Origin of the sequence: Micromonospora sp. LH3U1 (assembly GCF_028475105.1) — a bacterium.
Taxonomy (GTDB): Bacteria; Actinomycetota; Actinomycetes; order Mycobacteriales; family Micromonosporaceae; genus Micromonospora.
In genome coordinates this window covers 118,024-137,454 of the sequence record NZ_CP116936.1, presented here as the reverse complement: position 1 = coordinate 137,454, position 19,431 = coordinate 118,024, and the positions used below count along the sequence as shown (strand labels likewise).

The window sequence follows — 19,431 nt, the reverse complement described above, 5'->3', positions numbered from 1 at the left end:
TGATCAACCTTCCGTCGCGGCCCTACCGGCCGAATCGTCGGGGCAGGCGGGCAGTGCAGGGGGTCTCATGGTCGGCACGCAGTACGCAGCGACGGCCGCCGTCCAACCGCTGATCGCAGAAGACCCAGTGCCGCACCCCCTGGTCGTCCTCGGTGGAGACGGTGATCCCGCCGAGGTCGATCCGGGCGAGGAAGGCCAACGACCGACCGGCGGTGCGGCCCAACATCTTGGCCCGAGCCAGGTCGGGCGCCGAGACCGGCAGGTGAATGACAAACCGCCCGGTCATCGCCACTGCACCAGGTGAGGCATGGCTCGTGATCCTCTCTCGCTGCGGATCGCTGGCACGGCCGGTCGCCCGAGGGAGCGCCCGGCCGTGCCAGCGCGATGCGGACGACCAGGCCGAGAGGCCGGCTGCCTACCAGGCTTTTCGCTCCAAGCGCCCGCACCGACAACATACAATGCAAAGCATTGCAGGACAACCAGTGACCATGCTTAGCACGCACAGTGTTGGCCGAACGACCATCCGCATGGGAAGATCTTGGGGCCTACCAGGAGTCGCCCCATGCCCCGAGTTTCGGACCGCCAACGCATCGCGCAGGACATCCGCGACAAGATCAGCTCCGGCGAGTACGCGCCGGGTGACAAGCTGCCCTCGCTCCGCGAGATGACCGGGCACTATGGCGTGTCAGCCGAGCCGGTCCGCTCGGCTCTGCTGATCCTGCAAGCCGAAGGGCTGATCGAAGGCCATCAGGGCAAGGGCACCTACGTCACGGACCCGAATAGAGGCTCGTGATCGACACGACATTGCGGATGTCGGGGTAACCCACCGCCCTGGATACCCCGAGGTCGCTGATACCGAGTGGATCTTGGCGGGAGACGCGCCTCCGGGGGCACAGGTCCACCAGAATCTGCGCTCTGTTCACGAAGCGGTAGCCTTGGCCGGTGCGAGTACGCGTTGAACAGACTGCCTTGCCGGGCATCGGGGTTCGTCACGATCTGGTGACGGAGTCCGGACGCCGCCTGGGCGTGGTTTCCCACCGCAATGGCCGCCGTGATCTCGTTCTCTACGACCCAGACGATCCCGACGCCTGTCAGGCGGACATTCCGCTGACCGACGACGAGGCTGAGGCTCTGGCCGACATCCTCGGCGCGTCGCTGATGCTCGGGCAGCTCTCCGGGCTCCGCGAACAGGCCGCCGGGCTGCTCACCGAGCAGATCGCCATCACGGCGGGGTCGCCGTACGTCAACCGCAAGCTCGGCGACACCAAGGCGCGTACCCGCACCAGCGCCTCCATCGTGGCGGTGTTGCGCGAAGGCGAAGTGATCGTCTCGCCACTCCCCTCCTTCCGCTTCGCGGCCGGTGACGTGGTGGTCGTTGTCGGGACCCGCAGGGGTCTCGACGGCGTGTCCGCCATCCTCGCCGACAGTGACCCGGACGGCTGAGGCGGATGCACGATTCCACCACTCTGCTCGTCGAAGTCGGCGCGCTGCTGCTGCTGCTTGGTGTCCTCGGCCGGCTCAGCCGCCGGGTAGGCCTCTCACCGATCCCTCTCTACCTGTTCGCCGGGCTGGCGTTCGGGCACGGCGGGTTGCTTCCGCTCGCCGCCAGCGAGGAGTTCTTCGCGGTCGGCGCCGAGATCGGCGTCATCCTGCTGCTGGTCATGCTCGGCTTGGAATACTCGGCCAACGAGTTGGTCGGCAACCTGCGGTCGGCGGCCCCGGCAGGGCTGATCGACGGCGTGCTCAACGCGCTGCCCGGCGCGGGGTTCGCCCTGCTCCTCGGCTGGGACTGGGTGGCCGCCCTGGTGCTCGGCGGCATCACCTGGGTCTCCTCCTCCGGGGTGATCGCCAAGGTCCTCGCCGACCTGGGACGACTCGGTAACCGGGAAACCCCGGTGATCCTCTCGGTCCTGGTGATCGAGGACCTGGCGATGGCGCTCTACCTGCCGCTGGTCACCGCCGTGTTGGCCGGCACCGGTCTGCTCGGCGGTGGCATCGCGCTCGCCGTCGCGGTGGGCACGGTGCTGCTCGTGCTGGTGGTCGCCATCCGGTACGGCCATTTCATCTCGTCCGCCCTGTCGGCGAAGGATCCGGAGGCGCTGCTGCTCGGCGTACTCGGTCTGACCTTGCTGATCGCCGGCCTAGCGGCGAAGCTGCAGGTATCGGCGGCGGTCGGTGCGTTCCTGGTCGGCATCGCGCTCTCCGGTCCGGTGGCGCACCACGCGACCGAGTTGCTCTCCCCGCTGCGGGACCTGTTCGCCGCGGTGTTCTTCGTCTTCTTCGGCCTGGTCACCGACCCACGGGACATCCCGCCGGTGCTGCTGCCGGCGCTCGCGCTGGCCGTGATCACCATGGCGACGAAGACGCTCACCGGCTACCTCGCGGCCCGCCGCGTCGGCATCGCGGAACCCGGTCGATGGCGGACCGGCCTGGCACTCGTACCCCGAGGTGAGTTCTCCATCGTCATCGCCGGGCTCGCGGTGGCAGCCGGGAGCGTCGAGCCGCGGTTGGCAGCGCTGGCCGCGACGTACGTCCTGATCACCGTGGTGACCGGGCCGATACTGGCCCGGCTGCCGGACTTCCCGTGGTTCAAGCGGTGGTTGCGCAACCGTGCGGCGGCTCAGCGGCCGGCGCCGGTGCCGATCCACGACTGACGACCAAGCCCGACCAACGGTTGCTGAATTGCTCCCCAGGGGGACTACCGCAGCAACCGGCGGCGGGTTACCGTTTCGCCCCAGCAGCCAGGGTCCGCAGGCAGCCAGTGTCAACGCGGGCGAGAGCGGAAGGTTGGCCGGTGAGCGTGCAGGAGTCGACGTTCCACGGCTTCGCCAACCCCGTCGATCCGACTCCGGCGGAGTTGCGAGCTTGGGCGTACCAGCCCGATTCGGTGCCGTTGGCCTCGATGCCACCCGACTGGGACCTGCTGGTCTCCGGTGACCGACTGGTCTTGACACTCTTTGAGTTGGCGATGGATCCGACCTGCCCGGCCCGGCGTTTCGCGCTGCACTGCCTCTACATCTACGCGGCCGACGGCATTCGGACGAACTTCCGCGCCCACCCGAAGCGCCGCTTCCGCAAGATCGTCGAGCAGGCCGAGCGTGACGGCGACGAGCTGATGAAGATCTGGGCGCACAACGGCAGGGTGCTGCTGGCCCGACCGGATCTCTTCGCCTACCGGGACTGGTGCGAAGGCGGCCTGGTCCGGGAAAACCGCCGCCTCGGCTGAGGCTGAGTCGTAGACGGCTCAGCTTCCGGCCCACACTTTCGAACGGCGAACGGGCCGGGACCCCCCGTGGGTCCCGGCCCGCACGTCGGTCACCGGGTCAGTCCTGCTGCCGTTCGGTCTTGGCCTGGCCCTTGTCGCCGCCTTTGTCGCCGCCGTGGTCGCCCTGATCGGCGAACCGGCCCTTGACGACCCGGTCCCGGTAGGTTCCCTCGGTCACCTTGTCGAACTTCTCGCGGACGGTTTCGGCCAGGCTTTCCAACCGGTCCTCCGTCTGCTGGGCCACCTTCTTTGCCGGCTCCGCCATCGCTCCCCCTCGCCATGCCGGTAGGTCCGCATTAAGCCGATTGGACCCGTATCGACAGGCTAACCGAAGCGGCCCGGACCGCGCCGGGGATTCCGGTGCGGTCCGGGCCGAGGAACAGATCCGGGTGAGCGGCAGGTCAGCGATCGGGCGTCCGGCGGGGTCGCCAGACCACCAGCGCGGTGGACGTGCGGTTGGTCGGCACCAGATCACGGCCCGGGAAGCGGGCCAGCGACTCCAGTTCGGCAACCCGGCGGTACGCGGCGTCCAGCTCGGCCTCCAGCCGCGCCACCCGCTGCTGCGCCTGCTCCAGCAACCGCTCCAGCCCAATGATCCGCTTGACGCCGGCCAGGTTGATCCCGTCGTCCTGGCTGAGCCGCTGCACCTCGCGCAGCAGCACCACGTCGCGGACGCTGTACCGACGCCCGCCGCCAGCGGCCCGGCCGGGCTGCACCAGCCCCAGCCGGTCGTACTGGCGAAGGGTCTGTGGGTGCATTCCCGCCATCCGGGCCGCAACCGAGATCATCAGCACCTTGGCCTCGTAGGCAGGGTCGCCCGAACCGAGGAACTCGCCCGACATCCCGCTCACCTCCGCGTCCATTCCACCGGACTAACTGACTCGACGCACCCGCGCGTCGAGATGTTCCCGGGCGGCCGGCGGGCTCTGTTCGGCGAACGCCTCCAGCGCCGTGCGCGCCTCGTCGGACAACCGGGCCGGGACCACCACGTCCAACGTGACCAGCAGGTCACCGGCCTGCCCGTCGCGGCGGACCACACCCTTGCCCCGGGCCCGCAGCACCCGCCCGCTCGGCGTCCCCGGCGGAACCCGCAGGGTCATCGCGCCGTCGAGCGTGGGCACCCGCAGGTCCGTGCCGAGCACGGCCTCCGCGAAGGTGACCGGCACGGTCAGCGTCAGGTCGTCACCGGTACGCCCAAACAGGTCGTCCGGCCGAACCTTGACCTGCACGAACAGGTCACCAGCCGGGCCGCCGCGCTCGCCTGGCTCACCGCGCCCGGCCAGCCGGATGCGCTGACCGTCGGACACCCCGGCCGGGAAGCGCACGTTCATGGTGCGGGTCTTGGTGACGCCGCCGGTGCCCTGGCACTCCGGGCACTTCTCCTCGACCACGGTGCCGACGCCCTGGCAGTTGCGGCACGGCTCGGAGAAGCTGAACGACCCCTGGTTGCGGGTGGTCACGCCGGCACCGTGGCAGACCTGGCAGGTACGCGGCTGGGTGCCCGGCTTGGCCCCGTTGCCGTGGCAGGTCTCGCAGACTCCCGGCGCGCGCAGCGTCAGGGGCACTGTCACCCCGCGTACCGCGTCACCGAAGTCCAGCGCCACTTCGGTCTCGACGTCGCGGCCACGGGCCGGACCGCGCGGCGCGGCCTGCCCGCCGGCCTGACCGCCGGTGAAGATCGAGCTGAACAGGTCCTGGAAGCCGGTGCCTCCGAAACGACGGTCGCCGCCCCCGCCGCCGCCGAACATGTCGGACACGTCGAACGGCGTGCCACCCCGCTGGCCCCCGGCGTTGCGCCGGAAGGCGCCCGAGCCGAACAGCGAGCGCATCTCGTCGTACTCGCGGCGGCGTCCGGCGTCCGACAGCACGTTGTACGCCTCGGACGCGGCCTTGAACCGCTCCTCGGCCTTCGGGTCGCCCGGGTTGTGGTCCGGGTGCGACTCACGTGCCAGCTTGCGGTACGCCTTCTTGATGTCATCCGCGGAGGCGGCCTTTTCCACGCCGAGCACGGCGTAGAAGTCCTTTTCGATCCAGTCCTTCGAACTCACCGGTCCACCCCCTTCCGACCGTCATGGCCCGGCCGTCCCGCCCACCGCTGCGCGGTGGGCGGGACGGCCCGGTCACTGTCTCGCACTATTCCGGGTCCGCGACCGCGACCAGCGCGGGGCGCAGCAGCCGCTCACCGAGCTGGTAGCCACGCCGCATGACCGTTACGCAGGTCGGCTCGCTGACCTCGGCCGAGGTCTGGTGCGCGACCGCCTCGTGCCGGGTCGGGTCGAACGGGTCGCCCTGCTCGCCGAAGGCGTTCAGGCCGAACTTGCCGAGCGCGGTGGTGAGCTGTTCCGCCACCGTGCCGAACGGCCCGACCAGGTCGCCATGTTCCCGGGCCCGGTCCAGGTCGTCCAGGATCGGCAGCAGCGCGGCCAGCACCGAGCCGGTCGCCTGCTCCTGCACCAGGTTGCGGTCCCGGTCGACCCGCTTGCGGTAGTTGGCGTACTCCGCCGACACCCGCTGCAGATCCCTGGTCCGTTCGTCCAGGTCGGCCCGGAGCCCCTCCAACTCGGCGCCGAGCGAGGTGCCCGTGCCGCCGCCGTCCACCGGCTGCGCCGGGGCGTCCACCACCGGCGGACCGGACGGCTCCGGACCGTCGGTGGAGTTGACCTCGACCTCGATCTCGTCGACCACGACCTCGGCGTCCTCGACCAGGCCCTCGGCTGGCACGCCGATCTCCGCGTCGGCGGCGGCGCCCTCCGGCTCAGAGGTGTCGACGAGCTTGCGGTTGTTGCGGATGACGACCCGCTCCCCGTCGCCGGTGGTCGGCTCCGTGGGCGCGGAGCCACCCGGCGCCGACCCGGTGTCGCCCGGGTCGGCGGCTCGTGGCTTCTGCGTCATGCGGCTACCTCATCCCTTCGCCGTGGATACGTGTCGGAGGCCGATGGTCACTTCTTGCCGTCCTCGTCCACGATCTCCGCGTCGACCACGTCGTCGGCGCCGCCAGCCTGCGCACCACCGGCCTGCGTGCCGGTCGCGCCGGTCGCACCCGGGCCGGGCTCGCCGTCCGGCTGCTGACCCTGCTCGGCCTGAGACGAGTAGAGCAGCGAACCGGCCTGCTGGGAGACCTGCGCCAGCCGCTCGTGCGCGGACTTGATCTTTTCGATGTCCTGACCGCCGAGGGCGCCGCGCAGCTCACCGAGCGCCTCGTTGAGCTGCTCCCGGTTCTCAGTGGGCAGCTTGTCGCCGCTCTCGGCGAGGAACTTCTCGGTCTGCCACTGGAGCGCCTCGGCCACGTTGCGGGTCTCGGCGTCGTCGCGGCGGCGCTTGTCCTCCTCCGCGTGCTCCTCGGCGTCCCGGCGCATCCGCTCGATGTCGTCCTTCGGCAGCGAGGAGCCGCCGGTGATCGTCATCTTCTGTTCCTTGCCGGTGCCCAGGTCCTTGGCGTGCACGTTGACGATGCCGTTGGCGTCGATGTCGAAGGCGACCTCGATCTGCGGCACACCGCGCGGCGCCGGCGGGAGGCCGGTCAGCTCGAACGTGCCGAGCTTCTTGTTGTAGGCCGCGATCTCCCGCTCACCCTGGAAGACCTGGATCAGCACCGACGGCTGGTTGTCGTCCGCCGTGGTGAAGACCTCGGAGCGCTTGGTCGGGATGGTGGTGTTGCGCTCGATCAGCTTGGTGAAGATGCCGCCCTTGGTCTCGATGCCCAGGCTCAGCGGGGTCACGTCGAGCAGCAGGACGTCCTTGACCTCACCCTTGAGCACACCGGCCTGGAGAGCGGCGCCGACGGCGACGACCTCGTCCGGGTTGACGCCCTTGTTGGGGTCGCGACCGGTGAGCTGCTTGACCAGGTCGGTCACGGCGGGCATCCGGGTCGAACCGCCGACCAGGATGACGTGCTCGACGTCGGAGATCTTGATCCCGGCGTCCTTCACGGCCTGCTCGAACGGGCCCTTGCAACGGTCCAGCAGGTCCTGCGTCATCCGCTGGAACTCGGCGCGGCTGAGCGTCACGTCGAGGTGCAGCGGGCCGGCCGCGCCGGCGGTGATGTACGGCAGGTTGATGTTGGTCGTGGTGGCTGCGGACAGCTCGATCTTGGCCTTCTCGGCGGCCTCACGGAGCCGCTGGAGGGCCATCTTGTCCTGGCCGAGGTCGATGCCGTGCTCACCACGGAACGTCTTCACCAGGTGGTCGATGATCCGCTGGTCCCAGTCGTCGCCACCGAGCTGGTTGTCACCGCTGGTCGACTTGACCTCCACGACACCCTCGGCCAGCTCCAGCAGCGACACGTCGAAGGTGCCGCCGCCGAGGTCGAAGACCAGGACGGTCTGCTCCTTGGAGCCCTTGTCCAGCCCGTACGCCAGGGCGGCCGCGGTCGGCTCGTTGACGATCCGCAGCACGTTGAAGCCGGCGATCTCACCGGCCTCCTTGGTGGCCTGGCGCTGGCTGTCGTTGAAGTAGGCCGGGACGGTGATCACCGCGTCGGTGATCTGCTCGCCCAGGTACGCCTCGGCGTCCCGCTTGAGCTTCATCAGCGTCCGAGCCGAGATCTCCTGCGGGGTGTACTTCTTGCCGTCGATGTCGACGGACCAGTTCGTGCCGACCTCGCGCTTGACCGACCGGATCGTCCGATCCGGGTTCGTCACCGCTTGGCGCTTGGCGACCTCACCGACGAGCACCTCGCCGTTGCGGGCGAACGCGACGATCGACGGAGTCGTCCGCGACCCCTCAGCGTTGGCGATGACGGTGGGTTCACCGCCCTCGAGAACGCTGACGCAGGAGTTCGTCGTGCCGAGGTCGATACCGACCGCACGTGCCATCTTCGCTTCCTCGCTTCATAAGGTTGTGCAGGTGACGGGCACTGCCCGCGGGCTGCTTGGCGAGCACCGCCCGCAGCGGGCCCCACCACAAGTTGAGTGAACTTGACTCAATAGTGCCACGCGCTGGCGAATCGTCAAGTTGAGTTGAGTCACCCCGACGCAACCCACCCGTTATTACCGTCCAGTTGTCTTCCCTTGCATCGGTCGGGCACGCTTTAGCGGTGACGACGTCCGGCGATTCCGCCACCCGTTCCGGCGCGCCCGCCGTCGCAGCCCGCACCGGCCCGCCGGACGCCGCGGAGGAGCCGCCCGCCACCACCGGGGACGGCAGTCTCCCCGGCGCGCTGTCGGGCCTCCGGGAGGCGATCGGCGCGACCCGGTATCCCCTCGCACTGCCCACCGCCGGCTCCGCCCGGCACACCGCCACCGCCCTCACCTATCAGCTCGACGACTACCTGCTGCCCCGGCTCGCACGGCTGGACGCCCCACTGCTCGTGGTGGTCGGCGGCTCGACCGGCGCGGGCAAGTCGACCCTGGTCAACAGCCTGGTCAAGGCCCGGGTCAGCGCGGCCGGTGTGCTCCGGCCGACCACCCGCTCCCCGGTGCTGGTCTGCAACCCGTCCGACGCGGCCTGGTTTCGGCAGGGTGACCTGCTGCCCGGGCTGACCCGCACCACCGAGCCGAGCGACGATCCGCGCGCCCTGCACCTCGTAACCGCCCCGGCCCTGCCCGCCGGGCTGGCCTTCCTCGACGCGCCCGACATCGATTCGGTGGTCGACGCCAACCGGGCGCTCGCCACCCAACTACTGGCCGCCGCCGACCTCTGGCTGTTCGTCACCACCGCCGCCCGGTACGCCGACGCGGTGCCCTGGGAGCTGCTGCGCAGCGCCCGGGCGCGAGGCGCGGTGATCGCCATGGTGCTGGACCGGGTGCCCGCGGAGGCCACCCACGAGATCGCCGCGCACCTGGCCGAGATGCTCGCCGAACAGGACCTCGGCCGGGCGCCGCTGTTCGTGCTGCCCGAGACCTGGGTCGACGGTCAGGGGCTGCTGCCCGAGGGTGTGACCGCATCGTTGGCCGACTGGTTCGCCCGGCTGGCCGCCGATTCGGACGCGCGGGCCGCGGTGGTCCGGCAGACGCTGGACGGGGCGCTGGCCGCGCTTCACCCCGCCGTCGAGGAGCTGGCCGACGCCGCCGACGAGCAGGTCGTCGCCGCCGACGGGCTGGACGAACGGGTCCGGGCCGCGTACCGGGGTGCCGAGCGCACCGTCGAGCAGGGGCTTCGGGACGGCCGCCTGCTCCGGGGTGAGGTGCTCGCCCGCTGGCAGGAGTTCGTCGGCACCGGGGAGTTCTTCCGCACCCTGGAGGCACGGATCGGCCGCCTCCGGGACCGGCTCGTAGCCGCTGTCAGCGGCCGACCGGCCCCCGCCGTCGAGCTGCGCAACGCCATCGAGTCGCAGCTGGTGACGCTGCTGCGCGGGGTGGCCTCGGAGGCCGCCGAATCCGCGTACACCGGGTGGAAGGCACACCCGGCGGGCGCTGGGCTGCTCGACCCGGCGCTCGCCCACCCGAGCGACGACCTACCTGAACGCGCCGAACGAATGGTCCGGGACTGGCAGCGCGGGGTGCTGGAACTGGTCCGGGTCGAGGGCGCCGACAAGCGGTTCGTGGCCCGCACCGCCGCGTACGCGGTCAACGCCACTGGGCTGGCCGTGATGATCGCCGTCTTCGCCTCCACCGCATTCATCCCGACCGGGCTGGAGTTGGCCACCGGAGCCGGCACCACGGTTGCCGCGCAGGCCGTACTTCAGGCGATCTTCGGCGACCAGGCGGTGCGTACCCTCGCCGACAAGGCCCGCGCCGACCTGCTGGACCGGGTGCGGACGCTGCTCGGCGCGGAGGCCGACCGCTTCTTGAGCCGCACCGCCGACGCCCGCCCCGCCGCGGACGCCGGCGACGGGCTGCGCCGGGCCGCCGGCCGGGTCGAGCTGGCCCGGCACCGCAGCGGCCTGTCCGCCGGCGGCGACACCCGGCCGACCGCAGACGAGGAGGGCCACCGGTGACCAACATCACCGGCCGGGTACGCGAGGCGTTCCGCGGGGACCAGCGGGTCGACGCCGACGCGCTGATCGCCCGACTGGACGCGGTACGCCGGTTCCTGACCGCGGTGGACGGCCTGCTGCCGGACGCCGAACTGGTGCCCGCGCACACTCTGGTCGAGCGGGCCGGCACCCGGCTCGCGCTGTCCCGGGACCACACCGTGGTCGCCCTGGCCGGGGCCACCGGCAGTGGCAAGTCCAGCCTCTTCAACGCGTTGGCCCAGCTGGAGCTCTCGCCGGTCGGAGTCCGCCGGCCGACCACCGGCGTCACCCACGCCTGCGTGTGGGGGGCGCTGGAGGGCGCCAACCGTCTGCTCGACTGGACCGGCGTGCTGCCCCGACACCGCTTCGTCCGGGAGAGCGCCCTCGACGCGGACGACGAGACGGCGCTGCACGGGCTGATCCTGCTCGACCTGCCCGACTTCGACTCGGTGCAGCGGTCCCACCGACTCGAGGTGGACCGTCTTCTCGGCCTCGTCGACCAGGTGGTCTGGGTGGTCGACCCGCAGAAGTACGCCGATCGGGTCATCCACGACAGCTACCTGCGCGAGTTCCACCGGCACCGCGACGTCACCCTTGTCGTGCTCAACCAGTCCGACCGGCTGCCCCCGGCCGAGTTGCCCCGGGTCCTGGACGACTTGCGCCGACTGCTCGACACGGACGGGCTGACCGGTGTGCCCCTGCTGTCCACCACCGCCATCGACCCGGCCGGGATGGTCGGGCTGCGCAGCGCGCTGGAGCGTACGGTCGCCGAGCGGCAGGCCGCGCTGCGCCGGCTCGCCGGTGACGTCGACACGGTTGTCGCCGGACTGGACGAGTTGGTCGGCTCGGCCCGGCCGGCGGGTGGGCCCGACGACTCAGCCGTCAACGGACTGAACCGGGCGTTGGCCGGGGCGGCCGGAGTGCCCACGGTCACCGCGGCCGTGGAGCAGGCGTACCGGCACCGGGCCGGCGCTTCCACCGGCTGGCCCGTGGTCCGGGGCTGGCGGCGGTTGCGACCCGACCCGCTGCGTCGCCTGCACCTGCCCGGCCCGACCGGCGACCAGGCCGACCCGGCGGAGAGCCTGGTCGCGGCCACCTCGGTACCGGACCCGACGGCTGCCCAGCGCTCGGCGCTCGGCCTCGCGATCCGCGCGGTGGCCGACCGGGCCGCCGCCGATCTGCCCGCCGCCTGGCCCGGCGCGGTGACCTCTGCCGCCCGGTCCCGCCTCGGCGACCTGCCGGACGCTCTGGACCGCACGATCGCCGGCACCGACCTCGGCCTCGGCCGTCGACCGGTGTGGTGGCGGGTCGTCGGCGGTGTGCAGTGGTTGGTCACCCTGGCCGCCGTGGTCGGGTTGGGTTGGCTGGTGCTCGGCTATGCGCTGCGGGCACTCGGCCTGCCCGCGCTGGACAACCCGATGGTCGGTCAGGTGCCACTGCCCACCGTGCTGCTGCTCGGCGGCCTGCTTGCCGGGCTGCTGGTGGCGGCGCTGACCCGGCCGGTGGTGCGCTGGGCCGCTCGCCGCGCCCGTTACCGCGCCGAGCAGCGGCTGACGGCGAAGGTCGCCCGGGTGGGCGAGGAGTACGTGTTGACGCCGGTGCGGATCGTGCTCGGCTCGTACGCGCAGGCACGCGACGCGCTGCGGGACGCCGCCCGCCGCTGACGGCCCGCCCGGCTCGCTACCGCTCTCCGTACCCCCGTTGCGGCGTAGGGTCGGAGCATGGCCACGCCTCAGACCCCCTACGACGCGGTGCTGCACGCCGCACGCGACGTGACCAAGCTGGAGTCCGCCCTCGACGCCGAGATGCTCGGCAGCGCGCTGCTGGGCAGTGTCTACGCGATCGCGGAGACCGACCGCGACACCGCCGTACGGGAGTTCGTCACCGGGTTCCTCGCCGCCACCGCCCGCCGCCGGATCGCGGCGGCGACCACGATCCGGCAGGTCTTCGCCGCGCTCGTCCCGGACGCCGAAGGCACCGAGCGGGTGCGTCCAGGCAGCCAGGCGCCCGCCTGGTCCGGTCAGCTCGGTCGGGTGCACCTCACCGGCACCTGGGCGTACGGCGATGTGTACGGCGACCAGACCTCCTACCTCGCCACCTTCGCCTACGACGACGCGTCCGGCGGCTCTGAGCACGCGCTGGTGGCCCTGGTGGACCACAACATCGGGATCACCAAGGACATCTTCGTGGGCGGGCCGGCGGAACGGATCCTGGACCAGGTCCGACAGATGTGCGCCGACGACGAGCTGACCTGGTTCCGTTCCGAGAACCCGGCCCGGCTCCGCGGTGAGGTGGCCCGCCACCTCGCGGTGACTGACGACCTCAGTGAGTTGCCCGGCGAGGGCTCGCTCGCCACCGATCGGGCGCTGGTCGGCGCCCGACTGGCGATGCTGCCCACCGCGGCCGACCCGACCGGCCCGGCGGAGGTCGAGCCGCTCTCCGCTGCCGAGCGCACCGACCTGGTCCGACGGTTCCTGGCCTCGCCGGAGGCCGCCCGCTTCGGGTTGGACGCCGTCGACGGCCCGGAGTTGGCGTCGCTGCACTTCTGCCTGAGCCTGCTGCTGGACCACTCGGCGACCTTCCCGGACGCCGACTCGATGCGCTGGAGCCCCGCGGTGTCCGGGCTCTTCCTGCTCGACTGGGTGCACCGCCGCGCGGTGCTGGACATGGACGACGCGGCGATGCTGCCCCGGGTGCTGCGCGCCTGGGCGCGGTACGCGTCGCGCCAGCGCGGGCTGCCCGAGGCAGCGGCGACGCGCACCGACGAGGCGATCGAGGAGATGGTGCCGGAGTTCGCCCGCCTCTACTCGACTGGTGAGCGGCGCAGCGCGGCCACCGCCGCGGTGGCGCAGCTGATGGCCGACGGGGTGGACCCGGACGACCCGGCGGCGCTGGACGCGTGGATCGAGGCGAACCGGCACCGCCTCGCCGACGACGGGGCCTGACGACATCCGGGCCGGGCGGCACCACGCCGCCCGCCCCGGGCCGGCTAGCGCAGCGGGCCGAAGACCACCGCGGCGATCAGCGCGCCGAGCACACCACCGGCCAGCACCTGCGGCACCGTGTGGTCCCTCAGCCGCACCCTGGACCAGCCGACCAACGCCAGCAACGGTGCGGCGACGACCAGCCGGGTCCCGAAGGTCAGCATCAGGATGACCAGAGCGCCGGCGGCCACCGCCGAGTGGATCGAGATTTTCCACCAGTGGCTCACCGACACGGCGACCACGAGGCCGACCAGCCCGGCCACCGCCAGCGCCAGCACCGGGCGGGGCGCGCCGAGCACGGCGAGCAGGGCGAGCCCCGCCGCGACCGAACCGAGGCCGACCAGCAGCGGCGCCCGGCGCTGGTCCCGACGGCCGACATGGTGGTCGGTGAGCCGACCACGGCGTACCCCGCCGACGATGTAGGCGAACGGGATGCCGGTGACGAAGAGCGTGGCGAGCAGACCCCAGACAAGGCCCTGACCTGGGCGGCGTGCGCTGTGCCAGCTCACGGTGATGATCAGCAGCGACACGAGCACGGCCGGTGCGGTCACCTCGGTGACCAGCCGGGCGACCCGCAACCCTGGGCCGGGTCGGGTGGTGACCGGGCGGAGTTCCGCACCGCCGCCCACGCCACCCCCTCCGGTACGCGTCTACCGCCGAACACCGCCGGCACCGGATGGACCGCGCCTGATCGTCACCGTACCGCCGGGGACACCGTGGGGTGCGTCGGTCCGGCCAGCGACGCCAGGCTGACCGTGGGCGTCGGAACTACGGGCGGAGACGACGGGACTGCTGGGCTGGGCCCGCTGGTCGGCGCAGCGGGGGTGGCGGGCGGCGCGGGCGTGGTGGCCGGCGCGGAGAGGGTGCTGGTCGGCACGGCGGTCGCGGTCGCGGTCGAGGCGTCCGTCGGCGTGGGCGTCGGGTCCAGCGTCGGGTCCAGCGTGGGCGTCGGGTCCAGCGTCAGGGTCGGGGTCGGGGTCGGGTCGGGGTCCGTCGGATCCGGGTCCGGCGGGTCGGTCGGGTCCGGCGGGTCGGTCGGGTCCGGCGGGTCGGTCGGGTCCGGCGGGTCCGGCGGGTCGGTCGGGTCGGTCGGGTCGGTCGGGTCGGGGTCAGGGTCGGTCGGCGACGGCGGGGGAACGGGCGGGGGACGGCCGGCGAGGTGCTCCGGGTGGGCTTCGGCGCCAGCGGCGGATAGGTCACCCGCTGGGCGGGCCTCGGGTCGACCGCGGCGGGCCCTTCCGGCGTACGCCGGGGAGCGGCGGGCAGCCAGCCGCTGGTCGGGCCGACGCTGGGTGTGCCCGGCGGCGGGAGCGCCAGCTGGCTGGTCACCGGCAGCGGAATAACCACCGGCCCGACCGACGGAGTGGGGATGAACGGGGTGCTGCTGTCCGGCAGTGCGGTGCTGCCCGGGGTGGCCGAGCCCACGCTGATCGCGGCGAGGATGGGCATCGACGCGGTGCCCGCCAGCAGTGCGACGGTGAGCAGATAACCCCGGGAGGGGCCGCCTGCACCAGGGGCCCGGTGGACGCCGACCACCCGTTGGTAGCCGCCGACCGACCGGTGCCGGCCGAGCGCTGGCGTGCCGGGACCGTCACCTGGCTCGTGCACCGCACACCCCTTGTCGTTGACCGTCGGCGGACAGGGATGGACGCCGCCAGCCAGGAAGCCGGCAAATAACCCGATAGGCGCGATCCTGCGGGAATTAGCCTTACGCAGTCACCCAGCGTCAGCCAACCTCCACCGCGTGTCGACACGCGGTGCTGACCGAACGGTGACAAATCATCGCCGGAACGCCCTGGAAACGCAGGCCGGCATGATGGCGACAAACGATGTCAAAGCGTGGGCGGTCAGAATGCGGGGCAGGCGTACTGTGGGCGCGCTCACCTGCTCTGCGAATATGGAGCACGACGGCAACGCAGCCGTGACCTCCGCGCACCCTCGCGGCAGGCGCGGTTGAACGCCGGCGCTCCCCGATCCGGGTTCGGCCAGAACCCGGCTCACGCCGTGCGGCAACCCCCACCGGGGCTAGGCGCGGCCGCCAGGAACCGGTCCGGCAGCAGCCGGACAGGCGCACGAGTTGCGCGGCCGGGTGACCCCCCGGGTGCCGACGCAGACATGACAGGGAGAGACCGATGGCAAAGGGCGACCCCGGGGGCACCACCCGCAGCAAGCGGGCGGCACCCCGCTCCAGGAAGGGCGCGACCGGCGACCCTCAGCTGGTGCAGCTACTCACCCCCGAAGGCGAACGGATCGACAGCGTCATCGGGCCGGACGGCAACGAGTACCGCGTCGACTTCACCGACGAGGAATACCGCGGGCTCTACCGCGACCTGGTGCTCGTCCGAAAGCTGGACGCCGAGGCGACCGCTCTCCAGCGCCAGGGCGAGCTGGGCCTCTGGGCCAGCCTGCTCGGCCAAGAGGCCGCGCAGGTCGGCTCCGGGCGGGCGCTGCGTACCCAGGACATGGCCTTCCCGACCTACCGGGAGCACGGTGTCCTCTACTGCCGGGGAATCGACCCGATCATGCCGCTAGGCCTGTTCCGTGGTGTCGACCAGGGCGGCTGGGACCCGAACGAGTTCAAGTTCAACATGTACACGATCGTCATCGGTGCGCAGACCCTGCACGCAACCGGCTACGCCATGGGCATCACCATGGACGGCAAGACCGGCACCGACGACGGCGAGGCGGCGATCGCCTACTTCGGCGACGGGGCCACCAGCCAGGGCGACGTGAACGAGGCGTTCGTCTGGGCAAGCGTGTTCAACGCGCCGCTGGTCTTCTTCTGCCAGAACAACCAGTACGCGATCTCCGAGCCGCTGGAGCGGCAGACCCGTGTCCCGCTCTACCAGCGGGCCGCCGGGTTCGGCTTCCCCGGCATCCGGGTGGACGGCAACGACGTGCTGGCCTCGTACGCGGTCACCCGCACGGCGCTGGACAACGCCCGCCTCGGGCAGGGCCCGAGCCTCATCGAGGCGTACACCTATCGGATGGGCGCGCACACCACCTCCGACGACCCGACGCGCTACCGGATCGCCAGCGAAGTCGAGGCGTGGCAGGCCAAGGACCCGATCGCCCGGATGAAGGCCTTCCTGGAGAAGCAGCAGATCGCCGACGCGGGCTTCTTCGCCGAGGTCGACGAGCAGGCCCGCCGCGAGTCGGTGCACCTGCGCGAGCGGGTGCTCGACATGCCCGACCCGGAGCCGGTGACGATGTTCGACCACGTCTACCCGAACGGGTCTCCGCTGCTCGACGAGCAGCGCGCGAAGTTCAGCCGCTACATGGAGTCCTTCGAAGGGAGCGCCCACTGATGGCCACGGAGACGCTCACCCTCGGCAAGGCCCTCAACACCGGCCTGCGCCGCGCCCTGGAGAACGACCCCAAGGTCATCATCATGGGCGAGGACGTCGGCAAACTCGGCGGCGTCTTCCGGATCACCGACGGGCTCCAGAAGGACTTCGGCGACCAGCGGGTGATCGACACCCCGCTGGCCGAGTCCGGCATCATCGGCACCGCGGTCGGTCTGGCCATCCGCGGTTACCGGCCGATCTGCGAGATCCAGTTCGATGGCTTCGTCTACCCCGCGTACGACCAGATCGTGTCGCAGGTGGCGAAGATGCACTACCGGTCGGGCGGCAGGCTCAGCATCCCCATGGTCATCCGGATTCCGTTCGGCGGCGGCATCGGCGCGGTCGAGCACCACTCCGAGTCGCCGGAGGCGTACTTCGCGCACACCGCCGGCCTGAAGGTGGTGACCTGCTCCAACCCGCAGGACGCGTACGTGATGATCCAGCAGGCCATCGCCTCGGACGACCCGATCGTCTTCCTGGAGCCCAAGCGTCGCTACTGGGAGAAGGGCCAGGTCGACCTGGACGCGCCGCTGTCCGACGCGTACCCCCTGCACTCGGCCCGGGTGGTGCGGCCCGGCAACGCCGTCACCGTGCTGGCGTACGGGCCGATGGTCCGGACCTGCCTGGAGGCGGCGACCGCTGCCGCCGAGGACGGCCGGGAGCTGGAGGTCATCGACCTGCGTTCGCTCTCCCCGCTGGACCTGACCGCGGCATACGAGTCGGTGAAGCGCACGGGCCGTGCGGTGGTGGTGCACGAGGCGCCGTCCAACATCGGCCTTGGCGCCGAGCTGGCCGCCCGGATCACCGAGGAGTGCTTCTACTCCCTGGAGTCGCCCGTGTTGCGGGTGACCGGCTTCGACACTCCCTACCCGGCCTCCCGGGTGGAGGAGGAGTACCTGCCCGACCTGGACCGGGTGCTCGACGCCGTCGACCGCACCTTCGGCTGGTGAGCGACATGTCCCGGATCAAGACGTTCAACCTGCCCGACCTGGGTGAGGGGCTGACCGAGGGCGAGATCCTGGCCTGGCTCGTCAAGGTCGGCGACACCATCGAGCTGAACCAGCCGATCGTCGAGGTCGAGACGGCCAAGGCGGCGGTGGAGATCCCGGCGAAGTGGGCCGGCCAGGTGCAGGCGATCCACCACCCGCAGGGCACCACGGTCGAGGTCGGTACGCCGATCATCGCGATCGACACCGACCCGGGCGCCGGCCCGCTGGAGGCGCCGTCGACCACGGCCACGCCCGGCAGCGACCTGCCCACCCCGTCGGCGGCTTCGCTGGCGGCGGTAGAGGTGGCGCCGGCCGAGGGCATGGTGGAGCCAGGTCTGATCGGCGGCGTCGCCCCGGGTGGGCGGACCGCGGTGCTGGTCGGCTACGGCCCCCGCACCACCGCGGCAAAGCGCCGCCCCCGAAAGGCGGCTTCGCCCTCGGTCCCCGCCCCCGCTCGGGCCGATCATGGAGTTGTGGTGGCAGACAAACCGGCTGCTACCCCGACGACTCCGGCACCACAGGTCCATGATCGACGCAACGGGTCGAGCGGCGGCGGGCTGGTGCTCGCCAAGCCGCCGGTGCGCAAGCTCGCCAAGGACCTCGGGGTCGACCTCGGCACGCTGACCGGGTCGGGGCCACTGGGTTCGATCACCCGGGAGGACGTGCAGCAGGCGGCGAGCGGTGCCGTCGCGGCGGAGCCGATCGCGGCGACGTCGGTGGCGGCGACCGCCCCCAGCTTCGGTACGGACCGGGAGCAGCGCATCCCGGTCAAGGGGGTCCGCAAGCTCACCGCCGAGAACATGTCCCGCTCGGCGTTCACCGCCCCGCACGTGACGGAGTTCCTGACCGTCGACGTGACGCGGGCGATGAAGGCACTGGACCGACTGCGCGGTCGGCGGGAGTGGCGCGACGTACGGGTCTCGCCCCTGCTGCTGGTGGCGAAGGCGGTGCTGCTCGCGGTGCAGCGTCACCCGATGGTCAACTCGACCTGGGCGGGCGACGAGATCGTGGTCAAGGAGTACGTGAACCTCGGCATCGCGGCGGCCACCGAGCGCGGCCTGATCGTGCCGAACATCAAGGACGCCGGGCGGCTCACGTTGCGCGAGCTGGCCGACGCCATGAACGGCCTGGTGCAGACGGCGAAGTCCGGCCGTACCTCGCCGGCGGACATGTCCGGCGGCACCCTGACCATCACCAACGTCGGCGTGTTCGGGGTGGACACCGGCACGCCGATCCTGCCGCCGGGCGAGTCGGCGATCCTGGCCTTCGGTGCGGTACGGGAGATGCCCTGGGTGTACAAGGGCAAGGTCAAGGTACGTCAGGTCACCACGCTGGGGCTGAGCTTCGACCACCGGATCATCGACGGTGAGCTTGGCTCGAAGTTCCTGCGCGACATCGGCGACTTCCTCGCGGACCCGGAGGCGGCGCTGCTCGCTTGGACCTGATCGTTCGAAACGCCAGCCACGGCCGGTGTGTCACGGGTTAACGCCCGGCACACCGGCCGTGTCTGTTGGACGACGGAACCGTCGGCCAGATGGCTTGTTGACCTTTGATTGTTAGGCAAGTGGCCCAACTCACCTACTAATCGATGGAAGTTGGCCGGGTTCTGCGGTTGAATAGATGCATCAGGGGCTGACAACCGAATAGCTAGGGGGAACCACCAATGAGCATGATCGAGCGAATCCGCAACCACCGCGATGCCACCCGCCGCGCCCGTGCCATCGAGCACGCGCTGCGCTCGGCGAACTCGCCGGCAGTTCGCGAGGAACTCCTCGTCATCGCCCAGCGTCACATGAGCTGACGCTCCACGACATTCGCACCTCCTCCAGATCGATGGCCCACCCGGCCCACCGGGTGGGCCATCGGCGTTTCCCGGCCACCCGCCACCGGGATTCCGCCCTGCCGCAGCGCCCGGTACGGTGGGCTTCGGTCGCCGCCCGCCGACCCGGCA

The 19,431-nt window shown here is 71.5% G+C and carries 19 protein-coding genes; 11 read left to right on the top strand and 8 right to left on the bottom strand.

What is annotated here, in order from left to right:
• Positions 1-22 precede the first annotated feature (22 nt).
• Positions 23-286, bottom strand: coding sequence for a hypothetical protein (locus PCA76_RS00660; protein WP_272614538.1), 264 nt, complete (start codon positions 284-286; stop codon positions 23-25).
• A gap of 276 nt (positions 287-562) precedes the next feature.
• On the opposite strand from PCA76_RS00660, the gene PCA76_RS00655 reads away from it, so the two are divergent.
• The 4 genes from PCA76_RS00655 to PCA76_RS00640 all read left to right on the top strand — a co-directional run bounded on the left by PCA76_RS00655 (position 563) and on the right by PCA76_RS00640 (position 3,226).
• Complete coding sequence (locus PCA76_RS00655) at positions 563-793, top strand: winged helix-turn-helix domain-containing protein (RefSeq protein WP_272614537.1); 231 nt, start codon at positions 563-565, stop codon at positions 791-793.
• A gap of 149 nt (positions 794-942) precedes the next feature.
• Positions 943-1,443: a cation:proton antiporter regulatory subunit gene (locus PCA76_RS00650; protein ID WP_124815967.1), complete on the top strand. Its 501-nt coding sequence runs from the start codon at positions 943-945 to the stop codon at positions 1,441-1,443.
• Between the two features lie 5 nt (positions 1,444-1,448).
• On the top strand, positions 1,449-2,654 hold the full coding sequence (locus PCA76_RS00645; RefSeq protein WP_272614536.1) for a cation:proton antiporter: 1,206 nt from the start codon (positions 1,449-1,451) through the stop codon (positions 2,652-2,654).
• Between the two features lie 140 nt (positions 2,655-2,794).
• Entirely contained in the window at positions 2,795-3,226 is a 432-nt protein-coding gene (locus PCA76_RS00640; RefSeq protein WP_272614535.1) for a hypothetical protein, read from the top strand.
• 97 nt (positions 3,227-3,323) lie between these two features.
• On the opposite strand, the gene PCA76_RS00635 is transcribed toward PCA76_RS00640, so the two are convergent.
• The 5 genes from PCA76_RS00635 to dnaK all read right to left on the bottom strand — a co-directional run bounded on the left by PCA76_RS00635 (position 3,324) and on the right by dnaK (position 8,079).
• Positions 3,324-3,530 carry a hypothetical protein gene (locus tag PCA76_RS00635; RefSeq protein ID WP_272614534.1) on the bottom strand — a complete coding sequence of 69 codons (207 nt, stop codon included), beginning with the start codon at positions 3,528-3,530 and terminating at the stop codon, positions 3,324-3,326.
• A 136-nt stretch (positions 3,531-3,666) separates the two neighbouring features.
• A complete protein-coding gene (locus PCA76_RS00630; RefSeq protein WP_030332087.1) occupies positions 3,667-4,107 on the bottom strand; it encodes a heat shock protein transcriptional repressor HspR in 441 nt (146 codons plus the stop codon).
• 30 nt (positions 4,108-4,137) lie between these two features.
• A complete protein-coding gene (gene dnaJ, locus PCA76_RS00625; RefSeq protein WP_272614532.1) occupies positions 4,138-5,313 on the bottom strand; it encodes a molecular chaperone DnaJ in 1,176 nt (391 codons plus the stop codon).
• A gap of 85 nt (positions 5,314-5,398) precedes the next feature.
• Positions 5,399-6,157, bottom strand: a complete 759-nt coding sequence (gene grpE, locus PCA76_RS00620) for a nucleotide exchange factor GrpE (RefSeq protein ID WP_272614531.1) — start codon at positions 6,155-6,157, stop codon at positions 5,399-5,401.
• A 47-nt stretch (positions 6,158-6,204) separates the two neighbouring features.
• Positions 6,205-8,079, bottom strand: coding sequence for a molecular chaperone DnaK (gene dnaK, locus PCA76_RS00615; RefSeq protein ID WP_272614530.1), 1,875 nt, complete (start codon positions 8,077-8,079; stop codon positions 6,205-6,207).
• Between the two features lie 221 nt (positions 8,080-8,300).
• Between dnaK and PCA76_RS00610 the strand changes: the two genes are divergently transcribed.
• From PCA76_RS00610 to PCA76_RS00600, 3 genes are read left to right on the top strand one after another with little or no spacing between them, the layout of a single operon-like run.
• The gene (locus PCA76_RS00610; protein ID WP_272614528.1) at positions 8,301-10,142 is read left to right on the top strand and encodes a GTPase domain-containing protein; all 1,842 of its coding nucleotides are present in this window, start codon (positions 8,301-8,303) and stop codon (positions 10,140-10,142) included.
• A complete protein-coding gene (locus PCA76_RS00605) occupies positions 10,139-11,824 on the top strand; it encodes a GTPase (protein ID WP_272614526.1) in 1,686 nt (561 codons plus the stop codon). Before PCA76_RS00610 ends, PCA76_RS00605 begins: the two co-directional genes overlap by 4 nt.
• A gap of 57 nt (positions 11,825-11,881) precedes the next feature.
• Positions 11,882-13,105 carry a hypothetical protein gene (locus tag PCA76_RS00600; RefSeq protein ID WP_272614525.1) on the top strand — a complete coding sequence of 408 codons (1,224 nt, stop codon included), beginning with the start codon at positions 11,882-11,884 and terminating at the stop codon, positions 13,103-13,105.
• 44 nt (positions 13,106-13,149) lie between these two features.
• On the opposite strand, the gene PCA76_RS00595 is transcribed toward PCA76_RS00600, so the two are convergent.
• Together PCA76_RS00595 and PCA76_RS00590 are read right to left on the bottom strand one after the other, a co-directional pair.
• Positions 13,150-13,773 (bottom strand): phosphatase PAP2 family protein, encoded by a 624-nt coding sequence (locus tag PCA76_RS00595; RefSeq protein ID WP_272614524.1) that lies wholly within the window; start codon positions 13,771-13,773, stop codon positions 13,150-13,152.
• Positions 13,774-14,104: 331 nt separating this feature from the next.
• Positions 14,105-14,752: a hypothetical protein gene (locus tag PCA76_RS00590; RefSeq protein ID WP_272614523.1), complete on the bottom strand. Its 648-nt coding sequence runs from the start codon at positions 14,750-14,752 to the stop codon at positions 14,105-14,107.
• A gap of 524 nt (positions 14,753-15,276) precedes the next feature.
• On the opposite strand from PCA76_RS00590, the gene pdhA reads away from it, so the two are divergent.
• From pdhA to PCA76_RS00570, 4 genes are all read left to right on the top strand, one after another.
• Positions 15,277-16,452, top strand: coding sequence for a pyruvate dehydrogenase (acetyl-transferring) E1 component subunit alpha (gene pdhA / locus PCA76_RS00585; RefSeq protein WP_272614522.1), 1,176 nt, complete (start codon positions 15,277-15,279; stop codon positions 16,450-16,452).
• On the top strand, positions 16,452-17,441 hold the full coding sequence (locus PCA76_RS00580; protein ID WP_272614520.1) for an alpha-ketoacid dehydrogenase subunit beta: 990 nt from the start codon (positions 16,452-16,454) through the stop codon (positions 17,439-17,441). Before pdhA ends, PCA76_RS00580 begins: the two co-directional genes overlap by 1 nt.
• Positions 17,442-17,446: 5 nt before the next feature.
• Positions 17,447-18,925, top strand: a complete 1,479-nt coding sequence (locus PCA76_RS00575; RefSeq protein ID WP_272619097.1) for a dihydrolipoamide acetyltransferase family protein — start codon at positions 17,447-17,449, stop codon at positions 18,923-18,925.
• A gap of 218 nt (positions 18,926-19,143) precedes the next feature.
• Complete coding sequence (locus PCA76_RS00570; protein ID WP_167454674.1) at positions 19,144-19,281, top strand: hypothetical protein; 138 nt, start codon at positions 19,144-19,146, stop codon at positions 19,279-19,281.
• Positions 19,282-19,431 lie beyond the last annotated feature (150 nt).